Source organism: Ideonella margarita (assembly GCF_038066635.1).
Lineage (GTDB): Bacteria > Pseudomonadota > Gammaproteobacteria > Burkholderiales > Burkholderiaceae_C > Ideonella > Ideonella margarita.
This window is the reverse complement of sequence record NZ_JBBUTI010000002.1, coordinates 265,167-283,473: the sequence shown is the minus strand read 5'-3', so window position 1 is coordinate 283,473 and position 18,307 is coordinate 265,167. Positions and strand designations below refer to the sequence as shown.

The 18,307-nt window shown below is 68.3% G+C and carries 18 protein-coding genes; 15 read left to right on the top strand and 3 right to left on the bottom strand.

The annotated features are described in order from the left end of the window. Positions 1–94: 94 nt before the first annotated feature. The 7 genes from AACH00_RS04265 to AACH00_RS04235 all read left to right on the top strand — a co-directional run bounded on the left by AACH00_RS04265 (position 95) and on the right by AACH00_RS04235 (position 8,090). Positions 95–985, top strand: a complete 891-nt coding sequence (locus AACH00_RS04265; RefSeq protein WP_341397778.1) for an HlyC/CorC family transporter — start codon at positions 95–97, stop codon at positions 983–985. Next, positions 982–2,514 carry an apolipoprotein N-acyltransferase gene (gene lnt / locus AACH00_RS04260; protein WP_341397777.1) on the top strand — a complete coding sequence of 511 codons (1,533 nt, stop codon included), beginning with the start codon at positions 982–984 and terminating at the stop codon, positions 2,512–2,514. Before AACH00_RS04265 ends, lnt begins: the two co-directional genes overlap by 4 nt. Positions 2,515–2,606: 92 nt before the next feature. Next, positions 2,607–3,569 carry a glycine--tRNA ligase subunit alpha gene (gene glyQ / locus AACH00_RS04255; protein ID WP_341397775.1) on the top strand — a complete coding sequence of 321 codons (963 nt, stop codon included), beginning with the start codon at positions 2,607–2,609 and terminating at the stop codon, positions 3,567–3,569. Between the two features lie 6 nt (positions 3,570–3,575). Then, positions 3,576–5,720: a glycine--tRNA ligase subunit beta gene (gene glyS / locus AACH00_RS04250; RefSeq protein ID WP_341397774.1), complete on the top strand. Its 2,145-nt coding sequence runs from the start codon at positions 3,576–3,578 to the stop codon at positions 5,718–5,720. A gap of 25 nt (positions 5,721–5,745) precedes the next feature. After that, entirely contained in the window at positions 5,746–6,330 is a 585-nt protein-coding gene (gene gmhB, locus AACH00_RS04245; protein ID WP_341397772.1) for a D-glycero-beta-D-manno-heptose 1,7-bisphosphate 7-phosphatase, read from the top strand. Positions 6,331–6,335: 5 nt separating this feature from the next. Next, positions 6,336–7,115 (top strand): lysophospholipid acyltransferase family protein, encoded by a 780-nt coding sequence (locus AACH00_RS04240; protein WP_341397770.1) that lies wholly within the window; start codon positions 6,336–6,338, stop codon positions 7,113–7,115. A 27-nt stretch (positions 7,116–7,142) separates the two neighbouring features. Next, the gene (locus AACH00_RS04235) at positions 7,143–8,090 is read left to right on the top strand and encodes a M48 family metallopeptidase (protein ID WP_341397769.1); all 948 of its coding nucleotides are present in this window, start codon (positions 7,143–7,145) and stop codon (positions 8,088–8,090) included. 216 nt (positions 8,091–8,306) lie between these two features. On the opposite strand, the gene AACH00_RS04230 is transcribed toward AACH00_RS04235, so the two are convergent. Continuing rightward, on the bottom strand, positions 8,307–9,368 hold the full coding sequence (locus AACH00_RS04230) for an MBL fold metallo-hydrolase (protein ID WP_341397768.1): 1,062 nt from the start codon (positions 9,366–9,368) through the stop codon (positions 8,307–8,309). Between the two features lie 173 nt (positions 9,369–9,541). Between AACH00_RS04230 and AACH00_RS04225 the strand changes: the two genes are divergently transcribed. From AACH00_RS04225 to AACH00_RS04190, 8 genes are all read left to right on the top strand, one after another. After that, positions 9,542–10,078, top strand: coding sequence for a MerR family transcriptional regulator (locus tag AACH00_RS04225; RefSeq protein ID WP_341397766.1), 537 nt, complete (start codon positions 9,542–9,544; stop codon positions 10,076–10,078). Positions 10,079–10,238: 160 nt separating this feature from the next. Beyond that, on the top strand, positions 10,239–10,901 hold the full coding sequence (gene can, locus AACH00_RS04220) for a carbonate dehydratase (RefSeq protein ID WP_341397765.1): 663 nt from the start codon (positions 10,239–10,241) through the stop codon (positions 10,899–10,901). 57 nt (positions 10,902–10,958) lie between these two features. Next, positions 10,959–12,137, top strand: a complete 1,179-nt coding sequence (locus AACH00_RS04215) for an acetyl-CoA C-acyltransferase (RefSeq protein ID WP_341397764.1) — start codon at positions 10,959–10,961, stop codon at positions 12,135–12,137. Further along, the gene (locus AACH00_RS04210; protein ID WP_341397762.1) at positions 12,103–12,831 is read left to right on the top strand and encodes a LysE family translocator; all 729 of its coding nucleotides are present in this window, start codon (positions 12,103–12,105) and stop codon (positions 12,829–12,831) included. Before AACH00_RS04215 ends, AACH00_RS04210 begins: the two co-directional genes overlap by 35 nt. Then, positions 12,828–13,532, top strand: coding sequence for an SDR family oxidoreductase (locus AACH00_RS04205; protein ID WP_341397761.1), 705 nt, complete (start codon positions 12,828–12,830; stop codon positions 13,530–13,532). Before AACH00_RS04210 ends, AACH00_RS04205 begins: the two co-directional genes overlap by 4 nt. Before the next feature lie 22 nt (positions 13,533–13,554). After that, entirely contained in the window at positions 13,555–14,058 is a 504-nt protein-coding gene (locus AACH00_RS04200) for a MaoC family dehydratase (protein ID WP_341397760.1), read from the top strand. 1 nt (position 14,059) lies between these two features. Then, the gene (locus AACH00_RS04195; protein WP_341397759.1) at positions 14,060–15,190 is read left to right on the top strand and encodes an acyl-CoA dehydrogenase family protein; all 1,131 of its coding nucleotides are present in this window, start codon (positions 14,060–14,062) and stop codon (positions 15,188–15,190) included. 141 nt (positions 15,191–15,331) lie between these two features. After that, positions 15,332–16,519, top strand: coding sequence for a methyltransferase (locus tag AACH00_RS04190; RefSeq protein WP_341397856.1), 1,188 nt, complete (start codon positions 15,332–15,334; stop codon positions 16,517–16,519). Here the strand turns inward: AACH00_RS04190 and AACH00_RS04185 are convergent. Together AACH00_RS04185 and AACH00_RS04180 are read right to left on the bottom strand one after the other, a co-directional pair. Then, positions 16,512–17,372, bottom strand: coding sequence for an amino acid ABC transporter substrate-binding protein (locus AACH00_RS04185; RefSeq protein WP_341397854.1), 861 nt, complete (start codon positions 17,370–17,372; stop codon positions 16,512–16,514). The genes AACH00_RS04190 and AACH00_RS04185 overlap by 8 nt on opposite strands. 198 nt (positions 17,373–17,570) lie before the next feature. Further along, on the bottom strand, positions 17,571–18,185 hold the full coding sequence (locus AACH00_RS04180; protein WP_341397757.1) for a hypothetical protein: 615 nt from the start codon (positions 18,183–18,185) through the stop codon (positions 17,571–17,573). Positions 18,186–18,307: the final 122 nt, after the last annotated feature.

Genomic DNA, 18,307 nt, shown 5'->3' with positions numbered 1-18,307 from the left:
GCCATTCCGGAGGCGCGCAACTCTTCTACAGGGTAGCGACCCTGTCAAGTTAATCGAGTATTCTCGGGCGGTCTTCACTGCCGACACCGACTTCGTGTCTGAACCACATTCCGGCCGGCCGCCCCGAGGCGGCCACCCCCACGGTCTTGCCGACCGTCGTACCTTGTTCGAGCGCCTGGTCGAGTTCCTCTCGCCCGGCCCCGATTCCACCGATGAGCTGATCGAAACCCTGGCGGATGCCGAGGACCGTGAGCTGATCGAGCCGGAGTCACGCGCCATGCTCGAAGGCGTGATCCGCATGGCCGACATGGTGGCGGGCGACGTGATGGTCGCCGCCCCTCGCATGGACGTGCTCGATATCGACGCTCCTTATGACGAGCTGCTCGCGTCGGTGATTGACACCGGGCACTCCCGGTTCCCGGTCACCGAGGACGGGCGCGACAACATCATCGGCATCCTGATGGCGAAGGACCTGCTCAAGCTGCAGCGCTCGCCAGACCTGAACCTGCGCACCCTGCTGCGGCCTGCGGTGTTCGTGCCTGAAAGCAAGGGCCTGAACGAGCTGCTGCGTGATTTCCGCTCGAACCGCAACCACCTGGCCATCGTGATTGATGAGTTCGGCACCACCGCCGGCCTGATCACCATCGAGGACGTGCTGGAAGAAATCGTCGGCGAGATCGAAGACGAATTCGACGTGGCGGATGCCGAAAGCGGTGTCTACACGCTGGCCGACGGCAGCTACCGGGTGGCGGGCGATGCCGACATCTCGGCGGTCAACGAGGCCTTCGCGCTCGGTTACTCCGAAGCCGACTTCGACACCATCGGCGGCCTGATTGCCCACCAGCTGGGCCGCGTGCCCCGCCGCGGCGAGACGGTGGAAACCGGTGGCTTGTCGTTCACCGTGATGCTGACGCGCGGCGGCGCCGTGCGCTGGTTCCGTGTGCGCCGGGTGACGGCCAAGAGCGGCCAGGCGGGCGCGGCGTGAGCCTGCTCACTTGGCTGGCTGCGCCGGGCTGGCGTGGCCGGCTCGGGGTGGGCGCTGCGGCCGTGCTGGCCGGTGCGCTGCACACCGCGTCTTTCGCACCAAACGACTGGTGGTGGCTGCAGCTGGCCAGCCTCGCTGCGCTCGCCCACGCCGTGATGCATGTGCCGGTGCGCCGTGCCGCGTGGCTCGGCGGCTGCTTCAGCCTGGGCTGGTTGACGTCCGGGCTGTGGTGGCTGTGGATCAGCATGCACGACTTCGGCGGCATGCCGGCGGCGCTGGCGGCTGCGGCGGTGCTGGCGCTGTGCGGTGCCTTGTCGCTCTACATGGCGGCTGCGATGGCTTTGGCTGCCCGCCTGCGCCAGCGCCATGCGCTGGTGAACGCCGTGGTGTTCGCGGCGTGCTGGCTGCTGGCCGAGCTGGCGCGTGGCCAGCTCTTCACTGGTTTCCCGTGGATCGCCTCTGGTTATGCGCACACCACCGGTCCGTTGGCCACGCTCGCGCCTTGGGTGGGGGTGTACGGCATCGGGGCGGCTGCGGCCCTGCTGGCGGCAGCCGGAGCGGCCTGGCTGGATCGGCGCCAGCCCGGTCGCGGCCTGGCCACGCTGGTGGCGCTCACCTGGCCCGTGCTGGGGTGGCTTGCGCCGTCGCAGTTCACCACGGGCACGGGCCTGCTGTCGGTCAGTCTGCTGCAGCCCAATGTGGCGCAAGACCTGAAATTTGATCCGGACCACATCGCCGCCAACATGGTGGCCCTGGCGGCCCAGGTGCAGCAGGCGCGCGGCACGCTGGTCGTCACGCCCGAGTCGGTGCTGCCGCTGGCGCAGGCACAGCTCGATCCGGGCTATTGGGGCACGCTCACCGCGCCGTTCGAGCGTCCCGGGCGGGCGGCGCTCATCGGCACTTTCCTGGGCAATGAGACCGACGGCTACGTGAATTCGCTGGCCGGGGTGTCCGCCGGGCGGCTGGGCGCAGACAACTTCTACCGCTACGGCAAGCGGCACCTGTTGCCGTTTGGCGAGTTCGTGCCGCCGGGCTTTCGCTGGCTGGTCGACATGATGCAGATCCCGCTGGGCGACCAGGCCAGCGGGCAGAGCCTGGCCTTGCTGCCAGTGGCCGGGCAGCGCGTGCGCCCGCTGATCTGCTACGAGGATTTGTTCGGCGAAGACTTCGCGGCCACCACGCTGGGAGCCGAAGGTGCCACGGTGCTGGCCAATGCCACCAACCTGGCCTGGTTCGGGCGCTGGATGGTGCAGGACCAGCATCTGCAGTTCTCGCGCATGCGGGCACTGGAGCTGCAGCGCCCGCTCGTGCGGGCCACCAACACCGGCGCCACGGCGGTGGTGAATCACCTCGGCGAGGTGGTGGACCGCCTGCCCGCCGGGCAGCCCGGCACGCTGGAGGCCACGGTGGAAGGGCGCGTCGGCGCCACGCCGTACGCCCGGTGGGTCAGTGCGGCGGGCTTGTGGCCGCTGTGGCTGCTGTCGCTGATCGTGGTGCTGGTGGGCTGGAAGCGCCGGGCCGCCCCGTAGAATCGGCTGCTTTCCCCTTGACTGCGGCTGGTGGCCGCGCAGGTGTTGCCGGCGGCTGCGCTGGCTTGCTGCGCCGCCCGGCCCTTCCACACATGCTCACCTTCCAGCAACTCATCCTCCGGCTTCAGGACTACTGGGACGCCCAGGGCTGCGCACTGCTGCAGCCGTACGACATGGAAGTCGGCGCCGGCACCAGCCACACGGCCACGTTTTTGCGCGCCATCGGCCCGGAGCCCTGGAAGGCCGCCTACGTTCAGCCCAGCCGCCGCCCGAAGGACGGCCGCTACGGCCAGAACCCGAACCGCCTGCAGCACTATTACCAGTACCAGGTCGTGCTCAAGCCAGCACCGGCCAACATCCTGGAGCTCTACCTCGGCTCGCTCGAAGCGCTGGGCTTCGATCTGAAGAAGAACGACGTCCGCTTCGTCGAGGACGATTGGGAAAACCCGACGCTGGGCTGCTGGGGCCTGGGCTGGGAGGTCTGGCTGAACGGCATGGAAGTGACTCAGTTCACCTACTTCCAGCAGGTCGGCGGCATTGACTGCAAGCCCATCACCGGCGAGATCACCTACGGCCTCGAGCGCCTGGCGATGTACCTGCAGGGCGTCGAGAACGTCTATGACCTGATCTACGCCAAGGGCCAGAACGGCGCGCCTGACATCAAGTACGGCGACGTCTTCCTGCAGAACGAGATCGAGCAGTCGACCTACAACTTCGAGCACAGCGACGTCGAGTTCCTGCTGCATGCCTTCGGTGCCCACGAAAAGCAGAGCCAGTACCTGATGACGCAGCAGCTGGCGCTGCCCGCCTACGAGCAACTGCTCAAGGCCGGCCACACCTTCAACCTGCTGGACGCCCGCGGCGCCATCAGCGTGACCGAGCGTGCGGCCTACATCGGTCGCATCCGCAATCTGGCGCGCGCCGTGGCGCAAAGCTACCTCGACAGCCGCGCCCGCCTGGGCTTCCCGATGGCGCCCAAGGCCTGGGGCGATGAAGTCGCCGCCCAGCTCGCAGCCAAGGCCGAGAAGGCCGCCAAGTCCGACGCGAAGGCCTGACCCGACATGAGCACTCTCCCGAATCTCCTCGTTGAACTGTTTGTCGAAGAACTGCCGCCCAAGGCGCTGAAGAAGCTGGGTGAGTCGTTCGCCGGCACCCTGGCTGCCAGCCTGCAGGCCCAGGGCCTGGCCGGCGCTGATGCCGTGGTGACGCCGTTCGCCTCGCCGCGTCGTCTGGCCGTGCACATCACGGCCGTGGCAGCCAAGGCAGCCGACCGCGCGGTCCAGCTCAAGCTGATGCCCGTGGCCGTGGCCCTGACGGCCGACGGCCAGGCCACCCCGGCGCTGCTGAAGAAGCTGGCCAGCGTGGGCGCTGATGCCAGCGTGCTGCCGCAGCTCAAGCGCCTGCCCGACGGCAAGGCCGAGGCCTTGTTCTTCGACAGCCTGGTGCCAGGCGCTACTCTGGCCGACGGCCTGCAGAAGGCCCTGGACGAAGCGCTGGCGAAGCTGCCGATCCCGAAGGTCATGACCTACCAGCTGGCCGACGGCTGGAGCGACGTGAAGTTCGTGCGCCCGGCCCATCGCCTAACCGCGCTGCATGGCGCGGATCTGGTGACGCTGAAGGCGCTGGGCCTGACGGCCGGTCGCGAAACGCTGGGCCACCGCTTTGAAGCCAGCGTGCCGGTGCTGAGCATCACCAGCGCCGACACCTACGCAGCGCAGTTGCGTGAGCAGGGCGCCGTGATCGCCAGCTTCGACGAGCGCCGTGCCGAGATCGTGCGCCAGCTGACGGCTGCTGCGTCGGTCGAGGGCCTCAAGCCGATCGACGACGACGCGCTGCTCGATGAAGTGACCGCACTGGTCGAGCGCCCGAACGTGCTGACCTGCCAGTTCGAACAGGAATTCCTGGGCGTGCCGCAGGAGTGCCTCATCCTGACGATGAAGGCCAACCAGAAGTACTTCCCGCTGCTGGACGCAGCTGGCAAGCTGACCAACAAGTTCCTGCTGGTGAGCAACATCAGCCCGGCCGATGCGAGCGCCGTCATCCAGGGCAATGAGCGGGTGGTTCGCCCGCGCTTGGCTGACGCCAAGTTCTTCTTCGACCAGGACCGCAAGAAGACGCTGGCTTCGCGCATCGAAGGCCTGGCCAAGGTGGTCTACCACGGCAAGCTGGGCACGCAAGGTGAACGCAGCGAGCGGGTGGCGGCCATTGGCCACGCCATCGTCAACCAGATGCGCATGGCCACCGTGCCCTACACGGTGGACGCCAAGGACGAGTTCGAGGTGCTGGACAGCAAGGTGCGCGAAGCCGCAGCCCTGGCCAAGACCGACCTGCTGACCGACATGGTCGGCGAGTTCCCCGAGCTGCAGGGCATCATGGGTGGCTATTACGCCCGCCATGAAGGCCTGCGCGACGGCGTGGCCATCGCCATCGAGGACCACTACAAGCCCCGCTTCGCCGGCGACGCGCTGCCGCGCAACCACACCGGCACGGTGGTGGCCCTGGCCGACAAGCTCGAAACCCTGGTCGGCCTGTTCGGCATCGGCCAGCTGCCCACCGGCGACAAGGACCCGTTCGCGCTGCGTCGCCATGCACTGGGCGTGATCCGCATCCTGCTCGAGAAGAACCTGCCGCTGGACCTGCCGGAGCTGCTGCAATCGGCCGTGCCGGCCTTCGGTGAACTGATCACCGATCCGACCACCGCGCTGCGCGCTTTCTTCGCTGATCGCTTGTCGGTGCTGCTGCGTGACCTGGGCTACAGCGCCCAGGAAGTCGACGCCGTGCTGTCGCTGGCGCCGAGCCGCCTGGGCGATGTGCCTCGCCGCCTCGAAGCGGTGCGCAGCTTTGCCGCGCTGCCCGAAGCCGCAGCGCTGGCCGCCGCCAACAAGCGCGTCGGCAACATCCTGAAGAAGGTGGAGGGCGAACTGCCCACCACCATCGATGCCGCCCTGCTGGTGGAGCCGGCCGAGCAGCAACTGGCAGCAGCGCTGGCCCAGGTGGGCCCGCAAGCGGACCAGTTGTTTGCCCAGCACGACTACGCTGGCTCGCTGACCGCGCTGGCGGCCCTGCGCACGCCGGTCGACGCCTTCTTCGACGACGTGATGGTGAACGCCGAGGACGCGGCGCTGCGCAACAACCGCCTGGCCCTGCTGGCGGGCCTGCATGCCGCGATGAACCGGGTGGCTGACCTGTCCCGTCTGGCGGCCTGAGCCACACCGTCCACCGGGCACCGCGATGCAAACCCCCAAGCTGATCATCATTGGCCGCGACGGCATCCTGAACCGGTTCCGCGAGGACCATGTGAAGGATCCGTCCGAGTGGGACCCCGTGCCCGGCGCCCTGGAGGCCGTGGCCCGGCTCAACCATGCGGGCTGGCACCTGGTGGTGGCCACCAACCAGGCGGGCATCGGCCGCGGCCTGGTCGACATGGCGACCGTCAACAGCGTGCACCAGCACATGATGAAGCTGCTGGCGGCCAAGGGCGGACGCATCGATGCGGTGTTCTTCTGCCCGCATGCGGCGGAAGAGCAATGCGAGTGCCGCAAGCCGCAGCCCGGCATGATGTTCGACATCGCCAAGCGCTACGGCGTGGACCTGAAGAACGTGCCGATGGTGGTGGACACCCACCGCGATCTGCTGGCCGCGCAGGCGGCCGGCTGCCAGCCGCACCTGGTGAAGAGCGCGCGCGCCCAGCGTGCCAGCGACGAGGAACTGGCCCAGTGGGCCGCCAGCGTGCCCGGCACGCTGGTTCATGAAGACCTGGCCTCGTTCGCCGCGGCATTGCTTGCCACGACGCCTGCGCGCCAGTCCGGAGCTTGAACCCCATGCAAAAGTTGATCTGGGCCCTGCGCTCAGCCGTGTTCTTCGTCTTTCTCACCGTCACCGTGATCCCCTGGGCCACGGTGGTGGTGCTGGTGTCCCTGTTTGTCAGCAGCACCCAGCTGTACTGGCTATGCGCAGGCTGGCTGAGCACGGCGATCTGGGGCGCGCGCGTCATCTGCGGTGTCCGCCACCGCATCCAGGGCATGAGCAACGTGCCGACCGCCGAAGACGGAAAGGCAGCCGTGCTGCTCGCGTCGAAGCACCAGTCGACCTGGGAAACCTTTGCCTACCCCTCGCTGATGCCGCACCCGCTGGCCTATGTGTTCAAGCGTGAGTTGCTGTGGATCCCGTTCTTCGGCTGGGCCATCGGCAGCCTCGACATGATCCACATCGACCGCAGCCGCCGCGCCGAGGCCTGGCGCAAGGTGGCCGAGCAAGGCAAGCGCATCATGGGCCTGGGCAGCTGGGTCATCATGTTCCCGGAGGGCACCCGTGCCGCCCGCGGCGAAAAGGGCAGCTACAAGACCGGCGCGTCGCGCCTGGCCATCACGGTGGGCGTGCCCATCGTGCCGATCGCCGTCACCTCCGGACGCTGCTGGCCGCGCAAGAGCTTCCTGCTGCGCCCGGGCGTGATCGACATCTCCATCGGTCAGCCGATTCCTGTTGAAGGCCGTGCACCTGAAGAGCTGATGCAGCAGGTGGAAACGTGGATCGAAGCCGAAATGCGCCGCCTTGACCCTGAGGCCTACGTGGGCCAGGTCGAGCCGGCCGCCACGGCCTGACACGCGCAGGTCCTAGAATCGGCGTCCATGGCTTCCGGACGCCCTTCCAACGCCGCGCATCAGATGTCTCTGTTCGACCTGATCGACACCGTGTTCCCGTCGGCGCCTGCCGCACCTGCCGCATCTGTTGCGCCAGCCATGGCGCCGACGCCAGTCACCGAGCGCGCCCCGATTCGGCCGCCGGCCCCTGTGGCGGTTGCGGCGCCGGTGGCCTCGGCCGAGTACCGGCATGCCGAAGCCGACCGCGAAATCCGTCTGGGTGATTGCCTGGTGGCCTACCGGCTGCGCCGCGCGCGCCGCCGCTCCATCGGTTTTGCCATCAGCACCGAAGGCCTGACGGTGAGCGCACCCCGCTGGGTCGGGGTGGGTGACATCGACCAGGCCCTGCGCGACAAGTCGGGCTGGATCCTGCGCAAGTTGTCTGAGCAGCGGGACCGCGCACGGCGCATCGATGCCGCGCGGGTGGAATGGCGCGACGGCACCAGCTTGCCCTACCTTGGCGACACCCTCATCGTGGTGCTCGACCCCCGAGTGGCGGGCGTGCATCTGAACACCGACGCCGAGGGCTTGCCGGGCGTGCCGCAGCGCACGCTGCATGTCGGCCTGCCGCAATCGGCTGAACCTGCGCAGATCCGCGACGCGGTGCAAAGCTGGATGCAGCGCCAGGCCCGCACCCTGTTCGAGCAACGCTGCCAGTATTTCGCCGAGCAACTGGGCGTGCGCATGACGCGTCTGCGCCTGAGTTCTGCGCAAACCCGCTGGGGCAGCGCGTCAGCTGACGGCTCCATCCGCCTGAACTGGCGCCTGGTGCACTTCGGCCTGCCGGTGATCGACTATGTGGTGGCCCATGAACTGGCCCACCTGCGCGAGATGAACCACAGCCCCGCCTTCTGGGACGTGGTGCGCTCGGTCATCCCCGACCTCGACCAGCGCAAGGCCCAGCTGCGCGAGCCCACTCTGCCGCTCTTCGACTGACGATCAGTCTTTTCCTCGGGTTTGTGCGGGGAGATTGAGGTCATCCCCCCCATTGGGGGATGTGAAGGGGGGGTGGGGGTGGGCACAGTCGATCCCAACGCTGTCAAGCACGTTTCCGAGGAAAGATCAGGGAAGGTCGCAGGGGTTCAACCCCGCTCGGCAAGCCGGTCGATGTTCACATCGACCGGCTTTTTTATTTCCTGAACCGCCCCGGGTTCACGGTGTGCCGAAGCGGATCACCCCGTCGTCGGTCGCTACCTTCCGCAGCCGGCCCTGGTACAGCAGCGCATGCAGGTGGGCCACGGATTCACCCATGGCAAAGGTGGTCTGGTGGGCATCCAGCGCCCGCTTGAACAGCACCGGCAGCAGGTCGGCCGCTGACTGCGGCGCCTCTGCGCAAGCGGCCACCACCTCCACGAAGCGGTCTTCATGGTGCTGCTGCAGCTGGCTGATGCGCTCATGCAGCCCGACGAACGGCTTGCCATGCGAGGGCAGCACCAGCGTGTTGTCTGCCAGCGGCAGGTAGAGCCGCAGTGACTGCAGGTACAGCGTCAGCGGGTCGGCTTCCGGCTCCAGGTCGATCACGCTCACGTTGGTCGAGATGCGCGGCAGCACCATGTCGCCCGAAATCAGCACGCCCAGTGCGGCGCAGTGCAGGGCCATGTGCTCCGGCGCGTGGCCGTAACCTGCGATGGTGGTCCAGCTGTGCTCACCGATGCGCAGGGTCTGGCCGTCCAGCAGGCGGCGGTGCTGGGCCGGCACCGCGGGCACCATCTGCGCGTAGTAGCCGCCGCGGTCGTCCAGCAGGGCCAGCGTGGCGGCATCGGTTAGGCCGTGCCGCCGGAAGAAGTTCACCGTCTGAGCGCCGCCAAACGCGTGCAGGTTGCCGCTGGCCATGCGCGCCGCCTGCCAGTCTGTCGTGCTGATCCACAGCCGGCAGGCCCAGTGCTCGCACAGCCAGTGCGCCAGGCCGATGTGGTCCGGGTGCATGTGGGTCACGATCACCCGCACCACGGGCAGGCCGTCCAGCCCGTTGGCGAAGACCTGCTGCCAGGCGGCGCGGGTGGCGGGGTTGTCGATGCCGCAGTCGACGATGGCCCAGCCCGGCGTGCCGTCATCGGCCACATCACGCAGCAGCCACAGGTTGATGTGGTCCAGCGCAAAGGGCAGGCCCATGCGCAGCCAGCGCACGCCCGGCGCCACCTCCATCACCTCGCCGAGCGCAGGCAGCTGGCTGCCGAAGGGGTAATGCAGGCGGGCTTCTTCGGTGGCTGACATGGCGTGGGCTTTGCAACGGGGTGGCGGGGCGAGATGCGGGCATCATGCGGGCAACAGGCAAGGGCGATCGTGCTTCAGCCGCGCCCTGCGGGCTGTCACCCTGGCGACCTGTGATGGACGACGATCGCTGAACTCTCGCGTAGACTGACGTTAACGTCAACGTCACTCCCGCCATGTCGATCCTTGCCCGCGCCCCCCGGAAACGCACCGCCAATCCGAGCGAGCCCGCTGTCGCAGCGGGCGCCGACGCGCCCAGGCAGGATGCGCCGACCTTCACCATCACCGAGCTGGCCCAGGAATTCGACATCACGCCCCGCGCGATCCGGTTCTACGAGGACGTCGGCCTGCTGGAGCCCGCGCGCTCCGGTCGCAACCGCGTCTACACCCACCGTGACCGCACCCGGCTGAAGCTCACCCTGCGTGGCAAGCGGCTGGGCCTGTCGCTGCTGGAGGTGAAGCAGCTGGTCGACATGTACGAGTCTGGCACCGATGCCCGGCCGCAGCTCGAAGCCTTCCTGGAGGTGCTCGACAACCACCGCCGCCAGCTGGAGCAGCAGCTCGACGACATCACCGTCACGCTGGCGGAGATCGAGCAGCATGCGGCGCGTTGCCGCAGCCTGCTCGCCGGGGTGGGCAAGGGCACGGCCAAGGCGGCTGCGAAGACCACCAAGACCGCCGCGCCTCGCAAGAGCGTCAGCCGCAAGGCCTGATCCACACACGCCGAAGGCCTGTGCAGCAAGCCCGGGCACGCGCCGCTAGAATGGCGCAGGTTGATTGACGTTGACGTAAACGTCAACCGAATGAATTCCTCGTGAAACTGTCCGTCCGTACACTGCGACCTGTTATTGACGCACTGCACAAAACAAGACCATGAGCACGCAACTGACAGAACTCTTCGACAGCAATCGCCAATGGGCGGTCGACACGGAACAGCGGGAACCGGGTTTCTTCACCCGTTTGCTGGAGCAGCAGACGCCCCAGTACCTGTGGATCGGCTGTGCCGACAGCCGGGTGCCGGCGAACGAGCTGGTCGGCCTGCTGCCGGGCGAGCTGTTCGTGCATCGCAATGTGGCCAATGTGGTGGCCCACTCCGACCTCAATGCACTGTCGGTCATCCAGTTCGCGGTCGACGGCCTCAAGGTGCAGCACGTCATCGTCGTCGGCCATTCCAATTGCGGTGGCGTGAAGGCCGCCCTGAACGACCTGCGCCTCGGCCTGGTCGACAACTGGATCCGCCACGTCAAGGACGTGCGCAACCAGCATGCGGCGCTGCTCGCCGAGGTGCCCGAAGACGCCCGCGTGAATGCGCTGGTCGAGCTGAATGTGCTGGAGCAGGCCCGCAACGTCTGCGACACCACGGTGGTGCAGGACGCCTGGACCCGCGGCCAGGAGGTGGTGGTGCACGGCTGGGTCTACGGCCTGCACAACGGCCTGCTGCAAGACCTGAAGATCACGGCCCGTTGCCTGGACGACGTGGCCCCGGCCTACGCCCAGGCGCTGGTCAGCATTCGCCAGCGCTACCTGGGCGGCTGAGCCGCCGAGGGGCGTGGTCGTCGATTCCCTTCCAACATCTCGACAGGAGACATTCCCATGAGCGACCCCATCGTCATCGTTTCAGCCGCCCGCACCCCGATCGGCGGCCTTCTGGGCGACTTCGCCGCCGTGCCCGCCTGGGAGCTGGGCGCCGTCGCCATCCGCGCTGCGGTTGAGCGCGCCGGTGTGCCCGGTGATGCGGTGGACGAGGTGCTGATGGGCAATTGCCTGATGGCCGGCCAGGGCCAGGCGCCGGCGCGGCAAGCCGTGCTCAAGGCGGGTCTGCCGCAATCGGCCGGTGCCGTCACGCTGAGCAAGATGTGCGGCTCCGGCATGCGCGCGACCATGCTGGCGCACGACATGCTGGTGGCTGGCAGCGTGGATGTGATGGTGGCAGGCGGCATGGAAAGCATGACCAATGCGCCCCACCTGATGTTCGCGCGCAAGGGCGTGAAGTACGGCGCCGCGCAGATGTTCGACCACATGGCCCTCGACGGCCTGGAAGACGCTTACCAGCGCGGGCAGGCCATGGGCGTGTTCGCCGAAGCCTGCGTCGCCAAGTACGGCTTCACCCGCGAGGCACAGGATGCCTTTGCCGTGGCGTCCACCACGCGCGCCAAGGCCGCCAATGAAAACGGCAGCTTCGATTGGGAAGTGGCGCCGGTCACGCTGGCCGGCCGTGGTGGTGACACCGTCATCCGCCATGACGAGCAGCCGTTCAAGGCCAAGCTCGACAAGATCCCCGGCCTGAAGCCGGCGTTCAAGAAGGACGGCACCATCACCGCCGCCAATGCCTCCAGCATCTCCGACGGCGCCGCTGCGCTGGTGCTGATGCGTGAATCGACGGCCCGCGCGCGCGGCCTGACGCCGGTGGCACGCATCGTTTCGCATGCGGTGCACGCCCAGGCGCCCGAGTGGTTCTCGACCGCGCCGGCCGGCGCCATCCAGAAGGCCCTGAGCAAGGCTGGCTGGACCGCGCAGCAGGTCGACCTGTGGGAAGTGAACGAGGCCTTTGCCGCCGTCACCATGGCGGCCATGGCCGAGTTCGATCTGCCGCACGACATCGTCAATGTGCATGGCGGCGCCTGTGCGCTGGGCCATCCGATCGGCGCGTCCGGCGCCCGCATCATCGTCACGCTGCTGGGCGCGCTGAAGCGTCAGGGCAAGCAGCGCGGCATGGCGGCGCTGTGCATCGGCGGTGGTGAAGCCACCGCGCTGGCCGTCGAGCTGGTCTGACCGGCCGTCCAACCCGGCGCCCCGCGTGATGCCCGCCTTCTTCGCCGACCTCGGGCTGCACAGCCTGGGGCTGTTCGCCCTGACCGTGCTGGTGCTCAATGCCACGCCCGGGGTGGACATGCTCTACACGGTCTCGCGCACGCTGGCCGGTGGCTGGCGGCAGGGCGTGGCGGCGGGGCTGGGCATTTCCGCGGGCTGCGTGGTGCATGCGCTGCTGGCGGCCTTCGGGCTGGCGGCGATGCTGGCGGTGTCGGCCTGGGCCTTCACGGCCCTGAAGATCGCGGGCGCCGTCTATCTGGCCTGGATGGCATGGGGTTTGCTGCGCACGGCGTGGCGAGGCAGTGAGGCGTCAACGGCGGCCGCACCGGCCACCGCCCGCCCCTGGCAGGCCGTGTTTCGGCAGGGCTTGCTGACCAATGTGCTCAACCCGAAGGTGGCACTGTTTTTCCTGGCCTTCCTGCCGCAGTTCATCGAACCTGGCAGCGCGCACCCCACAGTCGCCTTTCTGGTGCTTGGTGCGTGGATGGTGGCCCAGGGCACGGTCTTCCTGCTGGCGCTGGTGGCGGTCACCGCGCGCCTGCGGCACCTCGGCGCCTCACCCCGGCTGGCGCGTTGGCTGAATGGCCTGGCCGGGACCTTGTTCATGGTGCTGGCGGTGCGGCTGGCCACGGCTGACACAGGAGTGGCACGATGACCAAAGAGCAACAAGACACGGGCAGCTGGGCGCCTCGCCATGTGCTGATCATCGGCGCGTCGCGCGGCATCGGCTTCGAGCTGGTGCGGCAGTACATCGCCGAAGGCTGTCAGGTCACCGCCACGGCGCGGCAGGCTGACGGGCTTGGCCGCCTGCAGCGCGCTGGCGCCAAGGCCTTGATGCTGGACGTGGCCAGTGCGGCGGGCGCATCGGCGCTGGCCTGGCAGATCGACGGCGAGGCTTTCGACCTGGTGGTGCTCAATGCCGGGGTCTATGGCCCGGCGACGCAAGGCCTCGACACCCCGACCGGCGCGGACTTCGACACCGTCATGCACACCAATGTGCTGGCCGCCATGCGCCTGCTGCCGCAACTGGTGGATGCGCTGGCCCCGAATGCCCGGCTGGCGCTGATGTCGTCCCGCATGGGCAGCATGGCGCTGCGCAACAGTCCGGCGGGATGGCTTTATCGAGCATCGAAGGCGGCGCTGAATTCGGTGCTGTGCGATGTGGCGCTGGTGCTCCAGGGCCGTGCGCTGTGTGTGGCGCTGCACCCGGGCTGGGTGCGCACCGACATGGGCGGACCGGGCGCTGATCTGGAGGTGACCGCCAGCGTGGCAGGCCTGCGCAGCGTGCTGCAACGGCTGCAACCGGCCCACCACGGACACCTGCTTGATCACACTGGCGAGGTGTTGCCGTGGTGACAGGTGCCGTATGCTGATCGCCATGAGCGACATCACCTACTCCAACGCCGCCAAGGCCCCTGTTGAGGCCACCCTGATTTCCGTCGGCGAGCAGTTCGACCTGACCGTGCGTTACAGCCGCGACGACATCGCCAGCTTCGCGCGCGCCACCCACGACCACAACCCGCTGCACCACGACAGACAGGCGGCCCAGCGGGCTCGCCACGGCGAAATCATCGCCAGCGGTCAGCAGACGGCCGCCCACATGATGGGCATGGTGGCCACGCATTTTTCGCGCGACGACGATGGTCTTGCACGCGAAATGCTGTGCCTGAATTTCAATTTCGCCTTCAAGGCACCGGTGTTCGCCGACCAGGATTTGCAGCTGGTGTGGCGTGTTGACAGCGTGAGTTTCAATTCCAAATTAGGGGGCCTGGTGGGTGAACTCACCGGCCAGGCCAGCGTCGTGCGCGGCACACCATGCGTGGTGGCGCGGGGCACGGTGCTGGTCAAGGCGATGGGCCCCGACCCCTCCGGAGACGACTGAGATGATGTTGAGTGAAGACCATCGCGCGGTGCAGGACGCCGTGCGCACCTATGTGCAGGAGCAGATCGCCCCGCACGCCGCGCGTTGGGACAAGGAGCACCACTTTCCGGCCGAGCAGCTCAAGGGCCTGGCGGCGCTGGGTTGCTACGGTGTGGCCGTGCCCACCGAGTACGACGGCGCAGGGCTTGATTACCTGTCGCTGGCGCTGATTCTGGAGGAAGTGGCGGCCGGCGACGGCGGCACCTCCACCGTGGTCAGCGTCAACAACTGCCCGGTGTGCTCGATCCTGATGGCCTTCGGCAACGAGGACCAGAAGCAGCAGTTCCTCAAGCCGCTGGCGCGTGGCGACATGCTCGGTGCCTTCTGCCTGACCGAGCCGCATGTGGGCTCCGAGGCCGGTGGCCTGCGCACCACCGCGCAGCGTGATGGCGACCACTACGTGCTCAACGGCGTCAAGCAGTTCATCACCAGCGGCAAGAACGGCGACGTGGCCATCGTGATGGCCGTCACCGACAAGGCCGCGGGCAAGAAGGGCATCAGTGCCTTCCTCGTGCCCACGCGCACGCCCGGCTTCAACGTCGCGCGGCTCGAAGACAAGATGGGCCAGCACAGCAGCGACACCGCGCAGATCAACTTCGACAACTGCCGCGTGCCCGCCGCCAACCTGCTGGGTGAAGAAGGCCAGGGCCTGAAGATCGCGTTGTCGGGCCTGGAAGGTGGTCGCATCGGCATCGGTGCGCAAAGCCTGGGCATGGCCCGCGCGGCCTTCGAGGCGGCGCTGGCCTACAGCAAGGACCGGCAGAGCTTCGGCCAGCCGATCTTCCAGCACCAGGCGGTGCAGCACAAGCTGGCCGACATGGCCACCCAGATCGAGGCGGCGCGCCAGCTCATCTGGCATGCCGCCAGCCTGAAGGACGCGGGTGTGCCGTGCCTGAAGGAGGCTGCGATGGCCAAGCTGTTCGCCAGCGAGATGGCCGAGAAGGTGTGCTCGGCGGCCATCCAGGTGTTCGGTGGTTACGGCTATGTGAGCGACTTCCCGGTTGAGCGCATCTACCGCGACGTGCGGGTGTGCCAGATCTACGAAGGCACCTCCGAGGTGCAAAAGATCCTGATCGGCCGCGCGCTCGCCTGACGAAGGCCTGTGCATGGACAATGCGCCATGCACAACCCCAGCAGCGACGCGCCGATTCCCCTGAAGTCCGACGACCCATCGGATATCCCTTCGGCCACCCTTTCAGGCACTGGCGCTCACGACGCGCCCGCCGCCTCTCCGATGGTGCGCTGGCTGGATGCCGACGACCAGCCGCAGCAGGCGGTGTGGCGTTCGCTGGCAGGCCATGCGCCGTTCGAGCGTGTGGTGCTGGTGGATGACGCCACGCCCGCCGACGACGCCTACCGCATGGCCCGGGCCGGCACCGGCTTGCTGTGGGTGGGCGATTACCAGAACGCGCGGCATCTGCTGCAGGCCCTGGGGCGGCGGCTCAAGGCCCGCATCGACGGGCGCCGTGTGGCCAGGCCCGATGGCGCCGCGCCGGCCTTGCCTGCGCTGGGCTCACCGGCCATGGCCGAGGCGTTTGCTGCGCAGCGCCGCGAGCAGAACGAGCGCACGCGCATCCTTGGCGCCTTGCTGCTGCCGTTTGATGCCGACCACGGCGTGCCGCTGCGCCGCGCACCCGATGTGCGCGAGGCCGGTTTGGAAGCGCATGGCGTCGTCAACGAGCCGTATGTGGCGTCGCTGCGTGAATTGCAGGGCGTGATCGGCGCCCACGAATGGCGCAAGACCGGCGTGCCGGTGGCGGCCCTGAAAGACAACATCCATCCTCACCACGGCGTGTTCTCGCCCGTGCGCGGTGAGTACGTCGACCTGGTGGCGCGCACCAAGCTGCCCGCTGCGGCCAAGCCGGCGCGTGCGCTGGAGCTGGGCTGCGGCAGCGGCGTGCTGTGCGCGGTGCTGGCGCGCCGCGGCCTGTGGGTGGTGGCCACCGATGTGTCGCCCGCCGCGCTGGCCTGCAGCGAAGACAACCTCACCCGGCTGGAGCTGAAAGAGCGCGTCACCCTGCTGCCGCAGAGCCTGTATCCGAAGGGCCGGTTCGGCCTGGTGGTGTGCAACCCGCCGTGGGTGCCGGGGCCTGCGGGCTCGGCGCTGGACGGTGCCGTTTACGACCCCGACAGCCGCATGCTGCGCGGCTTCCTCGACGGCCTGGCCGCGCACCTGGCGCCGGGCGGCGAGGGCTGGCTGATCCTGTCGGACCTGGCCGAGCACCTGGGCCTGCGCAGCCGCGAAGAGCTGCTGGGCTGGATCAGTGCGGCGGGCCTGCAAGTGCTCGGGCGCACCGAGACGCCTCCGGTGCATGCGCGCGCCAGCGATGCCGCCGACCCGCTGCACCGCGCCCGCGCGGCCGAGATGACCTCGCTGTGGCGCCTGGGCCGGGCCGAAGCGCCGGCACCGGCGCTCAGTTGAACAACTCGTCCGTCGGGTACTTCCAGAAGTCCTTGAGCAGGTAGTTCATCGGCAGGTTCAGGGCCTGCTGGCGCGGCGGAATCGGCTGCATGAACCAGCGCTCGTACACCGCATGGGCCTCGCGGCTGCGGATCAGGCGCTTCATCTCGTCGTCGACCAGACGCTTGAACGCCGGGTCGTCCTTCGGCAGCATCATCGCCAGGGCTTCGATGGTGAACATCTTGCCCACCACCTTTAACTTGGCGGGGTCGGGCTGGCTGGCGATCAGGCCGTAGAGCAGCACGTCGTCCATCGCGAAGGCGTCGGCCTCACCGCGCACCACCATGTCCAGCGCGCGGGCGTGGTCGGGCGCTTCCAGCACCTGGATGTTCAGCATCCGCTCGCGGTTGGCGCTGCTCACGGCCTTCATCGGCGTGGTGCCCTTGGTCGACACCAGCCGCTTGCCTTCGAGGTCGGTCAGCTCGGCCACCCGGCTGGCCGCCGGCACCAGCATGCGCGCGCCGGTGATGTAGTGCGGCACCGTGAACGCCACCTTCTCGCGCCGCTCGGCATTGTTGGTGGTCGAGCCGCATTCGATGTCGGCCTGGTGCGTCTGGATCGCCTCGATGCGGTTGGCGCCGGTGACCAGCTTCCAGCGCACTGGCAGGGCTTTCAGCCCCAGCGAGGCGCGCACCGACTCGGCCACCTTCAGGCACAGGTCGATCGCATAACCCACCGGCTGGGCCTGCCCGGCCTGCACGAACGAAAACGGCACCGACGATTCGCGGTGCGCGATGACCAGCGGCTCACCCCGCCGGAGTTTGTCCAGCACCGGCCCGGCTTCTGCGGCCCGGGCGCCTGGCGCCAGCGTCATGCCGAGTGCAGCGACAACGGAGGTGGCCGCGGCCAGCATCCAACCCCGCAGCGCTTGTGACGAACGGATTCCCATACAACGACCTTCCTGTTTAGAACGGATTTCCGACGGTGCGAACGGTCATGGCCGGGTGCTGCCGTCGGTGGTGCGCGTCAATCCGCAATCGCCGTGCCCGATGGGGGCGGGTTTTCACGGCGGTCAGCGCGGCAGGTACAGGCGGTCGGAGTAGGTGGCCAGCCAGTGCGGCCGGAAGGCCACGAAGATGGCGGTGAGGCCGCCCGTGAGGAAGGCATCGCCCCAGGCGCTGAGCCAGCGGCCGAGCAAGGTGTCTTCACTGCTGATGCCGTGCGGCGGGCCTTGCACTGCCAGGGCCAGTGCCCCCGCCAGCGTGATGGCCACCGCCGGGGCGAAGAACCCCCGGCCCAGGATGTAGACAAACAGGTGGTTGGGCAGCCAGCGGCGTATGCCCAGCCCGAGACCAAAGGCCAGCGTGGCCGGCATCACGCCCAGCCACAGCAGCCGGGTGGCGCCGGCTTCCCAGGGCAGGCCGCCGAGCCAGCATGTCACCACCGCCACCGGCAGCAGGGCCAGCATCGTCAATGGCCAGCCCGCCATCAAGGCCAGCAGGCACGCGCCCGACAAGGGCTGCACCAGCGGCACATGCGAGAGGCTGTCGGCGCCCCACAGCACGGGCATGATCGACCACCAGGCCAGCCAGGCCCAGGGCGGGCCCTCGGCTGGCAGCGCACGCCAGGGTTGCAGACCCAGCGCCACCACCATCGCGGCCATCAGCAGTGACAACTCCATCCACATGCCACCGATTCTGTCGCGTGTGGCGCGGCGCCGACTGCGCAGTGTCAATTGACCTCAAGGCGCGTCGATGTGCTCACGCCCCGGAAAACCCCGAGCCACGGCAGGGGCTTGCACGGGCTAAC